Origin of the sequence: Kitasatospora sp. NPDC005751 (assembly GCF_040630835.1) — a bacterium.
GTDB lineage: Bacteria > Actinomycetota > Actinomycetes > Streptomycetales > Streptomycetaceae > Kitasatospora.
This window is the reverse complement of the sequence record NZ_JBEXYC010000096.1, coordinates 1-15,562: the sequence shown is the minus strand read 5'-3', so window position 1 is coordinate 15,562 and position 15,562 is coordinate 1. Positions and strand designations below refer to the sequence as shown.

Annotated in this window: 9 protein-coding genes and 1 pseudogene; 5 read left to right on the top strand and 5 right to left on the bottom strand. The window is 70.3% G+C overall.

Annotated elements, in window-relative coordinates; genetic code table 11:
- Positions 1-136 precede the first annotated feature (136 nt).
- From ABZ497_RS35445 to ABZ497_RS35435, 3 genes are all read right to left on the bottom strand, one after another.
- Positions 137-1,762, bottom strand: a complete 1,626-nt coding sequence (locus ABZ497_RS35445) for a trypsin-like serine protease (RefSeq protein ID WP_359811917.1) — start codon at positions 1,760-1,762, stop codon at positions 137-139.
- Positions 1,763-1,808: 46 nt separating this feature from the next.
- Entirely contained in the window at positions 1,809-2,171 is a 363-nt protein-coding gene (locus ABZ497_RS35440; protein ID WP_359811915.1) for a hypothetical protein, read from the bottom strand.
- A gap of 193 nt (positions 2,172-2,364) precedes the next feature.
- Complete coding sequence (locus tag ABZ497_RS35435; RefSeq protein ID WP_359811912.1) at positions 2,365-2,841, bottom strand: hypothetical protein; 477 nt, start codon at positions 2,839-2,841, stop codon at positions 2,365-2,367.
- Between the two features lie 495 nt (positions 2,842-3,336).
- On the opposite strand from ABZ497_RS35435, the gene ABZ497_RS35430 reads away from it, so the two are divergent.
- The 3 genes from ABZ497_RS35430 to ABZ497_RS35420 all read left to right on the top strand — a co-directional run bounded on the left by ABZ497_RS35430 (position 3,337) and on the right by ABZ497_RS35420 (position 9,015).
- Complete coding sequence (locus tag ABZ497_RS35430) at positions 3,337-7,440, top strand: polymorphic toxin-type HINT domain-containing protein (protein WP_359811910.1); 4,104 nt, start codon at positions 3,337-3,339, stop codon at positions 7,438-7,440.
- Positions 7,441-8,293: 853 nt separating this feature from the next.
- On the top strand, positions 8,294-8,704 hold the full coding sequence (locus tag ABZ497_RS35425) for a hypothetical protein (protein ID WP_359811907.1): 411 nt from the start codon (positions 8,294-8,296) through the stop codon (positions 8,702-8,704).
- Between the two features lie 80 nt (positions 8,705-8,784).
- Positions 8,785-9,015: a hypothetical protein gene (locus tag ABZ497_RS35420; RefSeq protein ID WP_359811904.1), complete on the top strand. Its 231-nt coding sequence runs from the start codon at positions 8,785-8,787 to the stop codon at positions 9,013-9,015.
- On the opposite strand, the pseudogene ABZ497_RS35415 reads toward ABZ497_RS35420, so the two are convergent.
- A pseudogene (locus tag ABZ497_RS35415) lies at positions 8,973-9,200 on the bottom strand (IS5/IS1182 family transposase); the annotation flags it as partial. The gene ABZ497_RS35420 and the pseudogene ABZ497_RS35415 sit on opposite strands and share 43 nt — an antisense overlap.
- Positions 9,201-9,202: 2 nt before the next feature.
- Here ABZ497_RS35415 and ABZ497_RS35410 point away from each other — a divergent pair.
- Positions 9,203-9,454: a hypothetical protein gene (locus tag ABZ497_RS35410; RefSeq protein WP_359811901.1), complete on the top strand. Its 252-nt coding sequence runs from the start codon at positions 9,203-9,205 to the stop codon at positions 9,452-9,454.
- A gap of 316 nt (positions 9,455-9,770) precedes the next feature.
- Here ABZ497_RS35410 and ABZ497_RS35405 read toward each other — a convergent pair whose 3' ends face one another.
- Positions 9,771-12,494 carry a LuxR family transcriptional regulator gene (locus ABZ497_RS35405; protein WP_359811899.1) on the bottom strand — a complete coding sequence of 908 codons (2,724 nt, stop codon included), beginning with the start codon at positions 12,492-12,494 and terminating at the stop codon, positions 9,771-9,773.
- 197 nt (positions 12,495-12,691) lie between these two features.
- On the opposite strand from ABZ497_RS35405, the gene ABZ497_RS35400 reads away from it, so the two are divergent.
- Positions 12,692-14,920, top strand: coding sequence for a M4 family metallopeptidase (locus tag ABZ497_RS35400; RefSeq protein WP_359811896.1), 2,229 nt, complete (start codon positions 12,692-12,694; stop codon positions 14,918-14,920).
- The last annotated feature ends 642 nt before the right edge of the window (positions 14,921-15,562 follow it).

The following is a 15,562-nucleotide window of genomic DNA, read 5'->3' as shown; positions in this document are numbered from 1 at the left end:
GAGTCGGCAGACTCGAACTCACGATCACCAAGATCGATAGAGCAACGGCTAGTGAAGCCGGATGCGGATGTTTGTTTGCGGGGGCCCAGACCGTTTTGGTCTGGGCCCCCGCAAACCGCGAGGAATGTGGGTCAGGTCAGCCGGTGGTGGCGGCGGTGAGGGCCTTGACACCGACGGCGCCGCCGGGGACCTCGCTCCACTCGGTCCAGCGGCCGGCGTTGTAGTCGGCGTCGCGCTGGTAGACCTTGTAGTCCTCGTTGATGGCGATGACGTGGACGACGTTGTTCTCGGCGCTGCTGGTGATGGCCCTCAGCTTGTTGTCGCTGACCTTGCTCCAGGCGGGGTCCCAGTGGCCGGCGTCGAAGTTTCCGTTAGTGGTGTAGAGGGAACCCTCGGAGCCGATGATCTGCAGATCGACGATGTTGCCGCGGGCACTGGCGGTGATGTCCTTGACGCCGACGGCGTTGCCGGGGATCTCACCCCACGCGGTCCAGCCGCCGTCGAGGTTGTTGTCGCGGGTATAGACCCGGCCGTCCTCGTTGACGGCGAAGACGTGGATGGCGCCGTTGGCGGTGGTGGCGCTGGTGACGGCCTTCAGGTTGTTGGTGTCGACACGCTCCCATGAGGGCCTCCAGTAGCCGGCCGCGTAGTCGACGCCGGTGCTGTAGAGGGAGCCGTCGGAGCCGATGATCTGCAGGCCGACCATGGTGCCGCGGGCGGTGGCGGTGATGCCGCTGACTCCCGCCGCGCCGCCGGGGACCTCACCCCACGGCGTCCAGGTGCCGCCGACCTTTCCGTCACGCGTGTACACATGGCCGTTGGAGCCCACGACGAAGACGTGGAGGGTGTCGCCGATGGCGACGGTGTCGACAGCGGCCAGCTCACCGCTGGTGACCGGAGACCAACTTCCGCCCGCCCTGGGGCCCACGACCGTGTCCCACAGCGTGTCGTTGGCCCCGATGACCTGCACGTGGGTACCTGCCTGCACGTCCGCCGTACGCAGCCGCAGCTCCGCTACCCACGCGCTGAGGTCGTCGGTGCGGGTGCTGGAGGCGCCGGTGCGGGTCTCGGTCTCGCCGAGGCAGCCGCCTTGCCAGGAGCGGGAGGCGACGGCGACGAGTTCGGCCTTGCCGTTCGTCTCGCGCAGGAGCGGGGCGCCGGTGTCGCCCTTGCAGAGGGCCGAGCCGTTCACACCGGTGGTGTCGATCGCGGTGGGCCGGGCGGCGTCGAGGGTGAAGGTCCCGGTGTGGAGCTTGGTGGGGACCCATTCGGTCTTGGTGCGCCCGTAGGCGGGCATGCGCAGGCTCTGGCCGGTGGTGGGTGCGGTGGTGGCGAGCGGGAGGGTGGGGATGCCGTCGACGGGGGTGGCGAGGCGGGCCATGACGAGGTCGCGGTCCTGTCGGGGCACCAGTTCGACGATGTCCGCCTGCTGACCGGCGCCGGTGGTGAGGTCGGTGCGCCCGACGGTGGCGGTGGTGCGCCACTTCGGCGCGCCGGCGGCGAGGTTCTGCGGTTGGGCGGGGTCGTCGGCGAAGCAGGACGCCGCGGTGATGATCCAGTTGCGGTCGACGAGGGCGCCGGTACAGGCACGGAAAGTGTCACCGATGGCGAGCTTGGCGGTGAAGGCGTAGGAGCCCTCGACAGCGGGGTCGGCCGAGACGGCGCCGGCCGGAGTGACCGCGCAGGTGCCGAGTGTGCCGACGGCCAGGGCCGCGGCGAGCAGGCTCGTCACCCGGGCGCGGGGCGAGGTCTTGCGAAGCATGAAGTGGTTCCTAGGGTGCTAGGGAGAGGGCGCGGGGGGCGGACTGTCAGCCGGTGACACGTAGCTCGACGACGGTGGTCGGCGCGCTACTGACCCCTTCGCCGACGCCCTTGAAGCCGTCCGTGGGGACGTCGAGCGTCTGTGTGGTGCCGCCGGTGGTGAGGCTCGCACGCAGGGACCGGCCGCTGGTCTGGACAGCGAACACGTCCGCCAGCTCCAGGGCGAGGAAGCCGGTCGCGGTGTCGGCGACGAAGCAGACCTTGTTGTCGGCGTTGCCGGGGGCGCGGGTCCAGATCTGGATCTGCGACGGGCCGGAGCAGTCGGCGAGAGTGACGTGTCCGTCTCCGCGCAGGAGCTTGACGTTGATGATGCCGTTGGCGCCGGGGTACGCGAAGTCCTCGAGGGCCACGGGCGCGGAGGAGGCGTCAGCCGACGCCGGCGGGGGCGGCGGAGCGCTATCGGCCACAGCGAGCACGGACACACAGGCCGTGATGCCGAGCGCTGCGCCGAGCGCGGTGAGCAGGCCTCGGGTGCGGCGTTTCATCCGGGTCCCTCCGAAGAACGGGTCGCTTGAGTTGCGGCTGTCGCCGGGTGCACGTGGGTCAGCCGGTCCGCAGCTCGACCAGGGCCGCCGGCTTCTGCCCGAGCCCTTCGGCGACGTTCTGCAGGGTGTTCTTGGGGACGTCGACCGTCGTTGTGACGCCGGCGTCGGTGGTCAGGCGGGCGCGCACGTCGTAACCCGCTGTCCAGATGCTGAAGGTCTTCGGCAGTTCGAGGGCCAGGAACCCCGAGGCACGGGTGACCCGGAAGCAGGCTGCCGGGCCGGCACCTCCGACGGCCATGCTGAACAGCTTGATCTGGACGTCGGTGTAGCAGTCGGCGAGGACGATGTGCCCGTCCCCGCGCAGGAGCTTGAGTTCCGGGAAGGGTGACGTCCCGGGGTAGGTGAAGTCCTCGACCACGGGCGGGGCGGCGGAATTTCCCGCAGGGGTGCTGTCGGCCGCGGCGACAGTGGAGGCGCCGATCGCGAGAATGGCCGCGAGGGCGGCGACAATCTTCCATCGTATACGAGTCTTCATCTGCAACCTTCTTCTGGTTCTTCGCCGCGGGCATGGCTATCCCCCGCGGAGGAATCCGAACTGGAGGTAATCAGCACGGAGGGCGAGCCGGCCGGAGAAGTCAGGCCTGGCTACACGATGCGAGAGTCTAGGGTATCGGTCAGACAAGCGACCGTCATGTCCGTTCCACGCTGCGATATTTGAGGGGATATGACCACAAGTGAATTGCGCATATAACGGACAAAGCGGCCTACTGCGGTGTCCGCATTCCGGTCTTCTGCCCCTGATTCAACTTGTTGCTGGCGGGCTGCACCACGCCGTGACCGCCTCTGTGTGAGATGCTACTGATGCTCCATCAGCTATTGCCTTGTCAGTGTCCGGCATTATGCTCTCGCAGGTGCCGGGTGAGCCGGTGTGAGGGCTAATCAAAAGGGGTTGCTGGTGGGTATATCGTTGCTTCGCAAACGGAGGGTGCGGGGAGCTCCGTTGCGCGGGCTGAGTCTTCGACTATTGCCATTGGCATTGCTCGCCGGCCTGCTGGGCACGGCTCCGGCCTTCGCGGCCGGGCAGGACGCCGGCACGCCATCGGGTGTTTCGTGGGTCACCGATCGGGTCAGGGTGCTCAGCTATTGGGAGGCTGGGGAGTCGGGGGTCAGGGCGGCAGCGGAGGCCGCGCTGCTCGGGTCGGACGCGGATGTGCGTCTCTTCCTCGAGAGCGGGCGTGCCGCGGCGCAGGTGAAGGACGATCAGGTCGCGGTGGCGCAGATCCACGCGCTGGCCGGCCCGGGGGTGCGGGAGCTGGCTGAGAAGGCGTTGCTCGGCTCGGCCGATGACCTGCAGGCCTTCCTCAGTGGTAGCTACCGGCAGGCGTTGATCAAGGACCAGCAGCTCCAGGTCGCGCAGTCGATGAACGGTGCCGGCGCGGGGGTGCGCAAGGCGGCCGAGACGGCGCTGCTCGGTTCGGCCGACGACCTGCGGGCGTTCCTGGCGGAGGGCCAGTACACCGCCAGGGAAGCGGACGACCGGGTGAAGCTGGTCCAGATCCTCAGCGAGGGCGGGCCGAACACGCAGGCCGCCGCGCGCCTGGCGCTCAACGGCTCGATCGCCGACGTGCGCGAGTTCCTGGCGGTGGGCCAGCACGTGGCACGCGCCCGCGACGCCGAGCGCACGACGGTCGCACAGCTGGTCCAGCAGGCCAAGGACGCCTCCGCGCAGGCGGTGCGGGAGACCGAGGCCGCGAAGACCGCCTCCGCGCAGGCCGTTGCGTCGTCGAAGCTGGCGAAGGAGGCCGCGGCCCGGGCCGCCGCGGAGACCGAGGCGGCCGGCGCGGACAAGGCCATGGCCGGGGCGGCGGCGGAGCGCGCGGCGCAGGCCGCGGAGCAGGCGGGGACCGCCGCGCAGAGCGCCGCGCAGTCGGCGCGGTCGGCGACCAACGCCGCTCGCACGGCCGCCGCAGCGGCTTCCCAGGCCGCGTACGCTGCCGCCGGTGCGGCGCAGGCCGCCTCCCGGGCGCGCAGTGCCGCAGCCTCGGCGGCGGTGAACCGGGACAAGGCCGGGGATGCCACACAGGCCGCGCTGGAGGCGCGCGCTGCGGCGGAGAACGCCCTCACCGCCGCTCGGTCCCTGGACGATGCCATCGTCGCGGGCAACGCGAGTCAGGTCGCGGTGGGAGCGGCGGCCGGCGCCGGTGCCGACGCGAAGGACGCTGCCGCATCGGCCGAGCGTGCCGGCGGGTTCGCCGAGAAGGCCGGAGTCCAGTCGGCCCGTGCCAAGCAGGCAGCGGCCTCGACCCGTCGTCACGCCGAGGAGGCGGCCCGTGCCGCCAACGCCGCCAAGTCGCTGGTGTCCGAGGCCGTCCTGTTCGCCACTGCCGCCAAGAGCCTCGCGAACTCCGCCGCCGGCCACGCGCAGGCCGCGGCGCAGGCCGCCGACGAGGCGGCGCAGCACGCGGGCGAGGCGGCCACCGCCGCCCAGAACTCCAAGATCCACGCGGATCAGGCGCAGGTTCTGGCGGACGAGGCGCAGGCCGCTGTCGAGCAGGCGGGCAAGGTTCAGGACCTGGCCCGGCGGACCGAGGCGGAGGACCTCACGGCCCGCACCGCCGCCGCGACCGACCGGGCGATCGACGCCCGCGCGGCCTACGACGACGCGGGCAAAGAAGCCGGCGATGCCGTGCAGCAGGCCCGCCTCTACCAGGACGAGGCTGACCGCCTGGCCGCGGCGGTCCTCCAGCCGAACGCGGATACCGCGCAGATCGCCACCGACGGGCGCAAGCTCGCCCTGCTGTCGCTGAAGATCTCCGGCCCCTGGGACGCCGCCGCCGCGCGCACCGCTCTTTCCGGCTCCGACAGCTCCGTCCTGGAGTACGTGCGCACCGGTCGCGCCAAGGCGCTCCAGCTCGACGAACGCGAACGCGTGGCAGACCTCGCCGCCAACTCCGAGATGCCCGCAGTCCGCTCCGCCGCCGCCCAGGCACTCACGGGCGACGCGGCCGCGGTGACCGCCTTCCTGACCACCGGCCAGTACCAGGCCGCCGTCAAGGACTACCAGGTCGCCGTCGCACAATCCATGAACGACGCCGGACCCCAAGTGAAGGCCACAGCCGAAACAGCGCTCATGGCGGGCACCGTACAGGCCCTGCGCGACTACCTCGGCCCCGGCCGATTCAACGCCCAGACGGCGGACGACAAGCTTCACGCCGCCCAACTGCGCAACGGCGCCGGCCCCGAACTCGAGGCCGCCGCCCGCGTCGCCCTCGAAGCGCCTCCGCAGATCCTGCGGGACTTCATCGAAACCGGCCAGTACACGGCCCAACGGAAAGACCAGCTCGCCGCCGCCCACATCGCGGACGTGCAGCGGCTGATCGCCGAGGGCGCCGCCGTCACCGCCTACGCCCAGCAGAGCGCCGCCGAGGCAGCCCAGGCCGCCGCCGTGGCCAAGGGTGCGGCAGGCGACGCCTCCACAGCCGCCGGCCAAGCGCAAGAAGCGGCCACCAGGGCCGCCGGCTACGCGGCCCAGGCCACCGACAAGGCCAAATCGGCCGAGACAAGCGCCGCCCAGGCCGCCCAGGCATCCAAGGCCGCCAATGAGGCGGCGGCCACAGCCGACCGCGCCACCGCCAGCGCCCGCTACTCCGCCCAACAAGCCCAGAACTCTTCGGGCCGGGCACGTGCATCGGCGCGCAGCGCCTACGCGGCGGCCTCGGCCGCGCGAGCCTCGGCAGACGCCGCGGGCAACGACGCCCGGGCAGCGGCGCAAGCCGCGGCGGCGGCGTTCGACACCGCCGCGGTCCACGCCGTGGAGGAAAGCAAGACCGAGGCGCTGGCCGAAGAGCTGAAGCTGCGGGACGTGGCCGTCCAGGTGCAGCGGGAGACACTGCGCCGACAGGCCGTCGCCGACCTCGCCACCAAGATCAGCACCGGTCCGCTCCACCACATCGGCGGCCCGATCGACTGGGGCAACCAGCAGGACTGGCTGCGGCCCGTCCTGAGGGGGATCGACTACGCCGCGGACAAGCTCAGCCAGGCCTTCGTCTTCGCCGCCGGGGCCTACATAAGCCTCTTCAGTCTCTACAGTGCCGTCCTCGCGTTCAACGCGAGTTTCATCCTCGAGGCTCTGCCGACATTCTTCTGGCAAGGGGGCTCGTGCATGGTCGGCCTCCTCACGGGAGACGCCAAAGAGAAGTCGCCCGCCTGTACGAGTCCGGTGGCCGCGCTCAGCGGCCCGGCGCAGAAGCTCCTCGATCTCGCGCGGCAGCTGCCCTTCAAGGGGAGGGTCACCTCGTTCCTCGAGGACGCCTTCGCCCGCATCGGCATCTGCATTGGAGGCAACAGCTTCCCGGCCGGCACTCCCGTCCTGATGGCCGACAGCACCTCCCGCCCGATCGAGCAGGTACAAAAGGGCGACCATGTGCTGGCCACCGACCCGGTCAACGGACGAACCGCTGCACAAACAGTGGACGCCACCATCTACACACCCGACGACCGCGACTTCACCGACCTGACCATCGCAACACCGGACGGCAAGACCGCCACCATCACCTCCACCGACCACCACCCCTACTGGTCTGTGGGTCAGCGCACCTGGCGCAATGCCGCAGACCTCGTCGAAGGCGACACGCTGCGAACCCCGAGTGGCGCCACCGCAGAGGTCATCGGTGTCAAGCGTCGGACGGACCTTCGGCCCGCCTTCAACCTCACTATTCGAGACATCCACACGTACTATGTACTCGCTAGCGCCACGCCAATTCTCGTGCATAATTCTGGGTGCGGCGATATTGCATTGGGGCCGGGGGCTGGCTCTGCAGATGCCCTGACCTCCTTTGCTTCGCCGAAGCCGGAGACGGAATTCGTCTTCGATCCTGGGACAGGAAAGTTCCTGGCCGGAGACCGTGATCCCATTCCGGGGGGGCTCAGTCCGCACGAGCAACTGGTGGCTAAACTCGGAGCCGACTCAAAGACCGTCGCTGGCGGTACGATGTATCGGAACGCAAATGGCGGGCTTGTCTTCACGCAGGAAAGTGGCCATTTTGGCCAGAACTGGACGCCTGCCGTGTGGGATCAATTCCAGAAATTCATAGAAAGCTACGGAGTCCAAGCCGATTACCAATCTTGGGGTTAGATATGGGAGACTGGACGCCAGTCGTGAGAAGTAGCTATGACTCATGGCTGGGTGTAATGCCAGATGGAACGCTTGGCATCGGCAAGGCGGACGAGGGTAGGGCAACCTTGGAAGGGTCAGGCTACATAGCTATGTGGCCATTCCTTGAGAGGAGCCTTGCCGAATGCCTTGACGATTTCTCAATCTCCTGGGAACTTCTGGGAGGTCACGGGGTCTCAACCCCTGAGAGGCTAGTGGAGCTGACTGTGGCCTCCGCATGCAAGCGGGGGCGGCCATATTGGATAGCGCTGGCCGTTCCGTGGCTGATTCAAATGGCTCAGATGCCAGGCTTCGATTCTCGCCTTGCCTGCGAAATGCTGCAATTGACGACGGAGTCAGAGTCACTCCCTATTGATCTACGCGATCAAGCGATGGCAACATTGGCGAGATGTCAGACTGGCAATTAAGCTCACCTTGTAAGCTGAATGTTTATTCATCCTTATGGTCCTGCTGTAAGGGTGGATTTAATGGCTTATCGTGGCTTGGATCCATAGCTGGTTGTCCCAATAGGTAGGGCCCCGCCGAGCATGTTTCGGTGGGGCCCTACCGTTTTTGGGACGGCTTGACGGCAGTAGTTGACGGCAACGTCAGTGGTCGGGCGCTGCACAGAGTGGCGGCTCGCCGTCGTTGGACCGCGTGGCGGCCGCCCCAGGGACTGAGCCGAGCGTGGCCCGCAGGCGAGCAGCTCCGGTTCGAAGAGCAACGTACTCGTGGCTGGCCGCGAGCGCCGCCGGGTCTCCTGTCCTCAGCACCGCGCCAGACGATTCACCAGCGGGGCCCGGCCCACGCCACGACAACGGAGGGGAAGGCCATCGTGCCGAAGGTTCTGGAGAATAGTGGTGGCCACCTGCCGCACCACGACTACATTGCCCGGGTCGTCACCGAGCTGGAGGCGATCAGGCGCGGCCCCGACGGCTGGCGGCTGGAGGAGGGAAACCTCGCCGGCGCGCCCGTGCTGCGGGCCGTGCTTGGCTGGGATGCCGGGAACCACAGCCCGTGCGGTGACCCTGATGCCTTCGACGCGGACTGCATGCTCACCGTGAACTGGGACAGCACCGCCGGCTGGTCGTATGTCTTCCAGCGCGAGTCCGACGCCGGCGCCTACCCGTCGATGGAGTTGGACATCCCCGTCGCCTCCGACCCGGCTAGGGTCTGTTGCGAAAGTGGATCAAGGTCGCCCGCGTGGCTCACAGACCACGAATGGCTTCGGCGGTCAGGGCCGTAGGACGCCCAGCAGATGATTGAGCCGTCGGCGGCGAGCTGTCCCATGAACCACTCGTCGTCAGCTCGGGCGAGGCACAGGTCATGGAAGGACAGGATGACGTCAGGCTGGAGGACGTCGTAGTCCGCGGAGCCGGGCTGTTCGACAACGACGAGTCGTTCAAGCGAGAGCAGATCCGCTTCGGCGTCGCCGGAGACGGAACGGAGCCGCTCGATCGTCCATCCGTCGGGGAGATCTGCGTTCACTGCCGCATGGTCGCACCCAGAGCGCCTCACAGCCATTCGTTTATGGCGGCGACCAGCACCGTCGCGTGATAGCGGACGGCGAGCTTGTCGTACCTCGTGGCGACCGCACGGTGACGCTTGAGCCGGTTGATCCCGCACTCGACCGCGTGCCGCTGCTTGTAGTCGTCCTTGTCGAACTGGGGCGGGCGGCCGCCTCGGGAGCCGAGCTTCCGGCGGTTGCGGATCTGGTCCGCCTTCTCCGGGATGGTGCACCTGGTTGGAGAGCCACCCGCGCATCAAGCACGTCTTCATACCCGTCGGCGCCTGCTGGCTCAACCTCCAGGAAGCCTGGTGGCGCATCTTCCGCAAGGTCTCCCTCGCCGGCCACTCCTTTGCCGACCCCGACGAGATCACCCAGGCCACCCGGCTGGCAACCGCCCAGCTCAACGCACGTGCCAGACCGTGGATCTGGGGCAGACCCGCCCCATCAATACGACAACTCCGACGCCGCTACATCTACTACCTTTAAGGAATCCAGCACTAGGAGGCGGTGCTGACGGAGAAGCTGGCGGCGCACCGGCAGTCCCCGTGGCCCTGCGGGCACGTCGCCTCGTACCGGCCTGGGGCCCTGGCCACGCTGACCGGGGCCGCCTCGAAGGGTTGACGGGCCGCCAGTAGGACGTAGCAACGAGGGGGGCCCGTACGACCGGAGAAGGCCGTGCGGGCCCTCTGCTCTGCCTACTGCTGATCCGGGCCGCCCAGGCTTTGCTGATCTTCGTCTTCGACGGCGAAGGCACAGGCCGGCGCTTGCCACGTCCAGGGGTCCTGGATGCGGTGCCGGTCGGTCATTCGAGTGCCGGAACGACGGTGTGGGCGAGTTGGACGCGCGAGGTGAGACCGAGTTTGCGGTAGACGCGGGTGAGCGTCGCTTCGACGGTCTTGACGCTGACGGTGAGGGCGGTGGCGATGTCGCGGTTGCTGCGGCCGGCGGCGGCGAGGCGGGCGCAGTGCTCCTCGGTGGTGGTGAGGCGCGGGCGGGTACCGTCCTCGGCCGGGTTGGGTTCCAGGCGGGTCAGGGCACGCTGGGCGGTGTCGGACCAGGGGTGGGCTTGGTGGGTGGTGAAGAGGTCGGCGGCGCTGCGGGCTGCGGCGCGGGCGCTGGCGCGGCGGCGTCCGCGGCGTTCGGTGTGACTGAGTGCCAGGAGGGTGCGGCCGCGTTCGAGGGGGAGGTGGCGCAGGCGGTCGGCCGTGTCGTCGAGTCGCCTGGCGGCCGTGTCGTAGTCGCCGCGGGCGGCGTCGAGGAGGGCCTGGGCGCGTTCGAGGGCGGGCAGCACGCAGGTGCGGCCGAGGTCGGTGGCGGTGCGGCGGGTGTCGGCGAGCAGGTCGTCGGCCTCGTCGGGGCGGCCGACGGCGACCAGCGCCTCGGCGAGGTCGGCGTGCCAGCGCAGGACGGACGGGTCGCGGACCTGCTGCCGCTTCTCCAGGGCGCGGACCTCCTCCAGCGGCTCCACGGCCTCCTTGGGACGGTCGGCGGCCAGCAGGAGGTGGCCGAGGGCGAAGAGGTTGCGGGAGAGGAAGACCTGGTTTGCATCGTAGCGGGAGGCGTCGATGCCCCGGTTGGCGTGGGCCAGGGCGAGGTCGGTGCGTGCGGCGGTGCCCTCGACGAGTGCGGAGGTGTAGCAGGCCGGGCCCGGTGGCAGGCCGGCCTGGTCGGAGAGTGCCTGGGCGCGGCGGGCGTAGTCGAGTGCCTTGGCGCAGCGCCCGGCGCGCAGTTCGGCTTCGGCGAGGCTGCGCAGGATGTCCACGATGGCCTCGGCGTCACCTGTGCGTTGGGCCTGGACGAGCAGCGGGAGCAGTGTGGTGCGGGCCTCGCCGGGGCGGTCGTCGAAGAGGGCGTGGCGGGCGGCGAGGTGTTCGGGGGTGGCGTTGGTGGGGACGAGTGCGGTGCGGGGCAGGGACAGGGCGTGTTCTAGGGTGGCTTCGGCGTCGGGGTGGCCGAGGATGCGGTGGACGCGGGCCTGCATGGTCAGGGCCAGTGCGGCGGTGGTGCTGTCGTCGGCGGCCATGGCGAGGGCGGCGGCGTGGGCGGCCAGGACGGCGGCCTGTTCGGGGGCGCCTTCGCTGACGTTGGCCCAGATGGCCTGGCGGAAAAGAATCTGCGCGGTGAGGTCCGGCCGTCCGCCCGCCTCGTGGATCGCGGCGGCGAACAGTTCGTCGGCGCTGTGCAGGCGCTGGCCGCTGGCGTCGAGCAGGGACAGGAGGGCGCCGACGCGTTGGGCGGGGCTGTTTTCGTGTTCCAGGACGAGGCGGGCGGCGGCCCGGCCGCGGGGCAGGTCGCCGCAGTTGGTGGCGTCGCGCACGGCGGTCAGTGCGCGTTGGGTGAGCAGGCCGGTGTCCTCGCGCGGGGTGCGCTGGGCGGCGAGGAGGGAGAGTTCGGCGGCCAGCGGGTGTTCGCCGCGAAGCCGGGCGTGGCCGGCGGCGCGGGCGGCGTCGCGTGCGGTGTGCCGGGTGGTGCGGGGGTCGGCGGCAAGCGCGGTGTGGCGGTCGCGGCGGACGCTGTCGTGGCTGGCCTCGGCCAGGCGGGCGTGCAGGAGGCGGCGTTCGGCGCCCGGGAGCCGGGTGGTGAGTTCGGTGGCGATAGCCGAGGCGGCGAAGCGCACCTGCCCGGTGGCCGGTGCGGGGTGGATCAGCCCGGTCGCCTCGGCCTGGGCCAGGAGGTGCTCGGCGGCCGGGCCTGCGAGGCGGGTCAGCAGGTCGACGTCGGGGCGGTCGTCGAGTGCGGCGAGGGTCAGTAGTTCCTGTACGTCGTCGGTCACGGCGCCGAGCCATTCGCCGATGAGCCGGCGGGCGCCGGGCGGCAGGAGGGGGCCCTCGCCGGTGGCCTCGGCGGCCGATGTGCCGGCACTGCGGCCGCACACCTGGGCGAGCTCCAGGGCCAGGGCCGGATTGCCGCCGCTGCGGGTGTGAAGCCAGGCGACATCGCCGGGGGTTGGCCGCATCGGGACCAGCAGGGAGGCGACCTGGTGCTCCGCCAGGGGCGGGACTTGCAGCGCGTACACGTCCTCGCCGCTCCAGTGGCCGCCGGGGCCGGGGCGCCAGGTGCGCTCGGTGGCGATGACGGGCAGCTCGGGGGACAGGCGCACGGCCCACCCGAGGACGGCTGCGCTGGCCGCGTCCAGCCACTGGCCGTTGTCCACGAGCAGCGTCACCGGCGGCGCGTCCCGCAGCACGGCGACGGTCAGCCGGCGCAGCCGGAGGGCCGGCCCGGCGCCGTCCGGGGAGGCGGGCTCGCCGACGGCCTCGTCCAGGACGGCCGCCAGCTCCCGTGCGGCGGGCAACGACTGCAGGGCCAGGGCGAGTTCGAGCAGTCCGGTGTAGGGAACCGGGGCGTCCTGCGGGCCCGGGGCCAGCCGTACGACGGGCAGGCCGAGCCGCCGGGACAGCACGCCCGCCGCAGTGGTCCGGCCGATGCCGGGCGGCCCGAACAGCACCACCCGGCGGGTGCCGGGGGCGTCGTCAGGCACCACCGGCACCACGGCGCCGGCCGGTTCGTCCTGAAGCCCGCTCACCCACGTCGCAGAGTCTCGCATCGGGCCATGGTGCGCCACCCCCGCCTCCCCGGTCCAGGTCAAGGGATTTCCCTGATTTCGGCGCTCACCCGCCTTCCCTAGCCTCATGGCCACAGCCGAGCCATCACCGCCGACGTCCCCCACCCCCAAGACGGCGTCGTGCGGCCTCCCCCATGGGGCTCGGCGGAAGGAATGTGATGACCTCCAAGAGAGCACTCGCCACGGCCGTCGCGGCCACCGTCGTCCTGGGTACCGTGACGGTTGCGGCAACCCAGTCCACCGCGACCGCCAGCAGCTCCTCCACCCGGCCGGGCGCCGGGTTCCGTGCGATGAGCGCCGACGCGCGGAGCCAGGCGATACGCACGGCCGACCGGGAGGCCGGCGCCGTCGCCGAGTCGTTCGGCTTCGGCTCCGAGGAGCGCCTGACGGCCAAGGACGTCCTGCTCGACACCGACGGCGCCCGGCACGTGCGCTACACCCGCACCTACCGCGACCTGCCCGTCATCGGTGGCGACCTGGTCGTGCACTACGGCAAGGACGGCAAGGCCACCGGCTCCGACCAGGCCCATCAGGGCGCGATCAAGGTGGCCGCCACCTCGCCGACTCTGAGCGCGGCCGATGCCTCGGCCAAGGCGGTCAAGCACGCCAGGCACGTCAGGAACGCCAGGACCGACAGCGCGGACGGCAGCACCCTGGTGGTGTACGCGGTCGGCGAGGTGCCCGTTCTCGCCTACCGCTCGATCGTCACCGGCGAGGACGAGGCCGGGCCCGTGTCGCGGGAGGCGGTCATCGTGGACGCGGCCAGCGGTGCGCCGCTGGACCAGTACGAGCTGCACCAGGGCGCTACGGGCACCGGCAACGGTGTCACCGCCGGGCAGGTCAGTATCGAGACCACCCAGTCCGGCAGCACCTACACCCTCACCGACGCCGCGCACGGCGGCACCGTCGTCTACGACTCCTACAACAGCGCGCAGTCGAACCCGAAGCAGAACGCCCGCGCCTTCTCCAAGACCACCAACACCTGGGGCACCGGCACCACGTCCAGCCGGGAGAGCGCCGCGGTGGACGCCTCCTACGGCCTGGCGAAGACCTGGGACTACTACAAGGACTCCTTCGGACGCTCCGGCATCCGCAACGACGGCAAGGGCGCCCCCGCCTACGTCCACGTCGACACCAGCCTGCTGAACGCCTTCTACGACGACGACTGCTTCTGCATGTTCTTCGGCGACGGCTCCTCCCAGAACAGCAACACCCCGGTCACCGCGCTCGACGTGGCCGGCCACGAGATGAGCCACGGCGTCACCGCCGCCACCGCCGGCCTCAACTACTCCGGCGAGAGCGGTGGCCTCAACGAGGCCACGTCCGACATCTTCGGCACCATGGTCGAGTTCTACGCCAACAACGCCGGTGACCAGGGCGACTACTACATCGGCGAGAAGCTCAACATGGCGGGCGGCTACATGCGCCGGATGGACAACCCCGCCGCCGACGGCAACAGCCTCGGCTGCTGGACCGCCAGCGCCGGATCGGTGGACGTCCACTACTCCTCCGGCATCGGCAACCACTTCTTCTACCTGGCCGCCGAGGGCACCGGCGCGAAGACCATCGGCGGACGCGCTCACAACGGCACCACCTGCAACAACGACAGCTTCACCGGTATAGGCAAGGACAAGGCCGCCGCCGTCTGGTACCGCGCCCTGTCCACCTACATGACCTCCACCACCAACTACTCCGGCGCCCGCACCGCCACCCTCCAGGCCGCCGCCGACCTCTACGGCGCCAACTCCCAGGAGCGGTACCTCCTCTCCAGGGCGTGGGCCGCCGTCAGCGTCGGCACGGCCCTGCCCGACCCCGGCACCAGCAGCCCCACCCCCTCGCCGACCGCCTCCCCCACCTCCAGCAGCACCCCGAACCCGACCGCCTCCCCCACCTCCAGCACCACCCCGTCCCCGACCGCCTCCCCCACCTCCAGCACCACCCCGAACCCGGGCAACGCGCTGACCAACGGCTCCTTCGAACAGGGCGCCACCGGCTGGACCCAGAGCGACAGCGACATCACCAACTCCACCCTGCAGAGCGCGCACGGCGGTTCCTGGTACGCCTGGATGATGGGCTACGGCACCTCCGCCATCGAATCCCTCTCCCAGTCGAACATCGCGGTCCCCGCCACCGGCAGCCCCAAGCTCACCTTCTGGCTCAAGGTCAGCACCGCGGAGTCCGGCGCCACCGCCTACGACACCCTCAAGGTCAACGTCAACGGCACCACGCTGGCCACCTACTCCAATGCCAACGCCTCCTCCGGATACGTCCAGAAGACCGTCGACCTGTCCGCCTTCAAGGGCAAGAGCGTGAAGCTGGAGTTCGCCGGCACCGAAGACGCCTACCTGGCGACCGTCTTCCTCCTCGACGACATCACCATCGGGTGACCCACCCCCGTCCTCCTGCGGCCGGACCCGTCGTGGGACGGCTCCAGTCGCAGGACTGCCGCATTCGCACTGGGTAGCAACGAACGAGGCAGCCCGCAGCCGGGCCCCTGGGGCAGGGCCCAGCCACAGGGGCCACCACGGCCCACCCCCGCGGGTCCGGGCCCGCTGGCCCGCGCCTCCCCGCCGGACCTGCGGCCCCGGACCCACCCCGGCACACAGCCACCGCCACCCGCGCTCGGCCCGCTGCCGACCGGCCACGAAACAGTCCCGCCACCCGACCGGCAGCACCACGGCATCACCGCTCGACACCGCTCACACCGAGCCGCGAGCCAGCGGAGAACGCCCCGGCCCCGCCGCCGCCTGCTAATGCTTCGTTCCTCAAAGCAGGTACACGTAGCGGTGTCGCAGTTGTCGGGTCGGCGGGGCGGGTCTGCCCCAGATCCAGGGGCGTGCTCTGGCGTTAACTTCGTTGCGACGGGTCAGCCGGTCAGGGCTTGGTGCCGGTCAGTTCCCGCCAGGGGACGGGGCCGTTGTCCAGGTCGGCGATCGGCCACCAGTTGTCGGCGCCGGGGCCGTCGGTCTCCAGGTCCTCCAGTTTGGCGACGCCGGCCGCCACGGTGCGCAGCATCTTGGCGACGTGGG

What these genes read in the sequence shown, in the direction of transcription:
- ABZ497_RS35445 (WP_359811917.1), bottom strand. Translation starts at nt 1,762, where the DNA reads ATGCTTCGCAAGACCTCGCCCCGCGCCCGGGTGACGAGCCTGCTCGCC.
- ABZ497_RS35435 (WP_359811912.1), bottom strand. Translation starts at nt 2,841, where the DNA reads ATGAAGACTCGTATACGATGGAAGATTGTCGCCGCCCTCGCGGCCATT.
- ABZ497_RS35420 (WP_359811904.1), top strand. Translation starts at nt 8,785, where the DNA reads ATGGAAGGACAGGATGACGTCAGGCTGGAGGACGTCGTAGTCCGCGGA.
- ABZ497_RS35400 (WP_359811896.1), top strand. Translation starts at nt 12,692, where the DNA reads ATGACCTCCAAGAGAGCACTCGCCACGGCCGTCGCGGCCACCGTCGTC.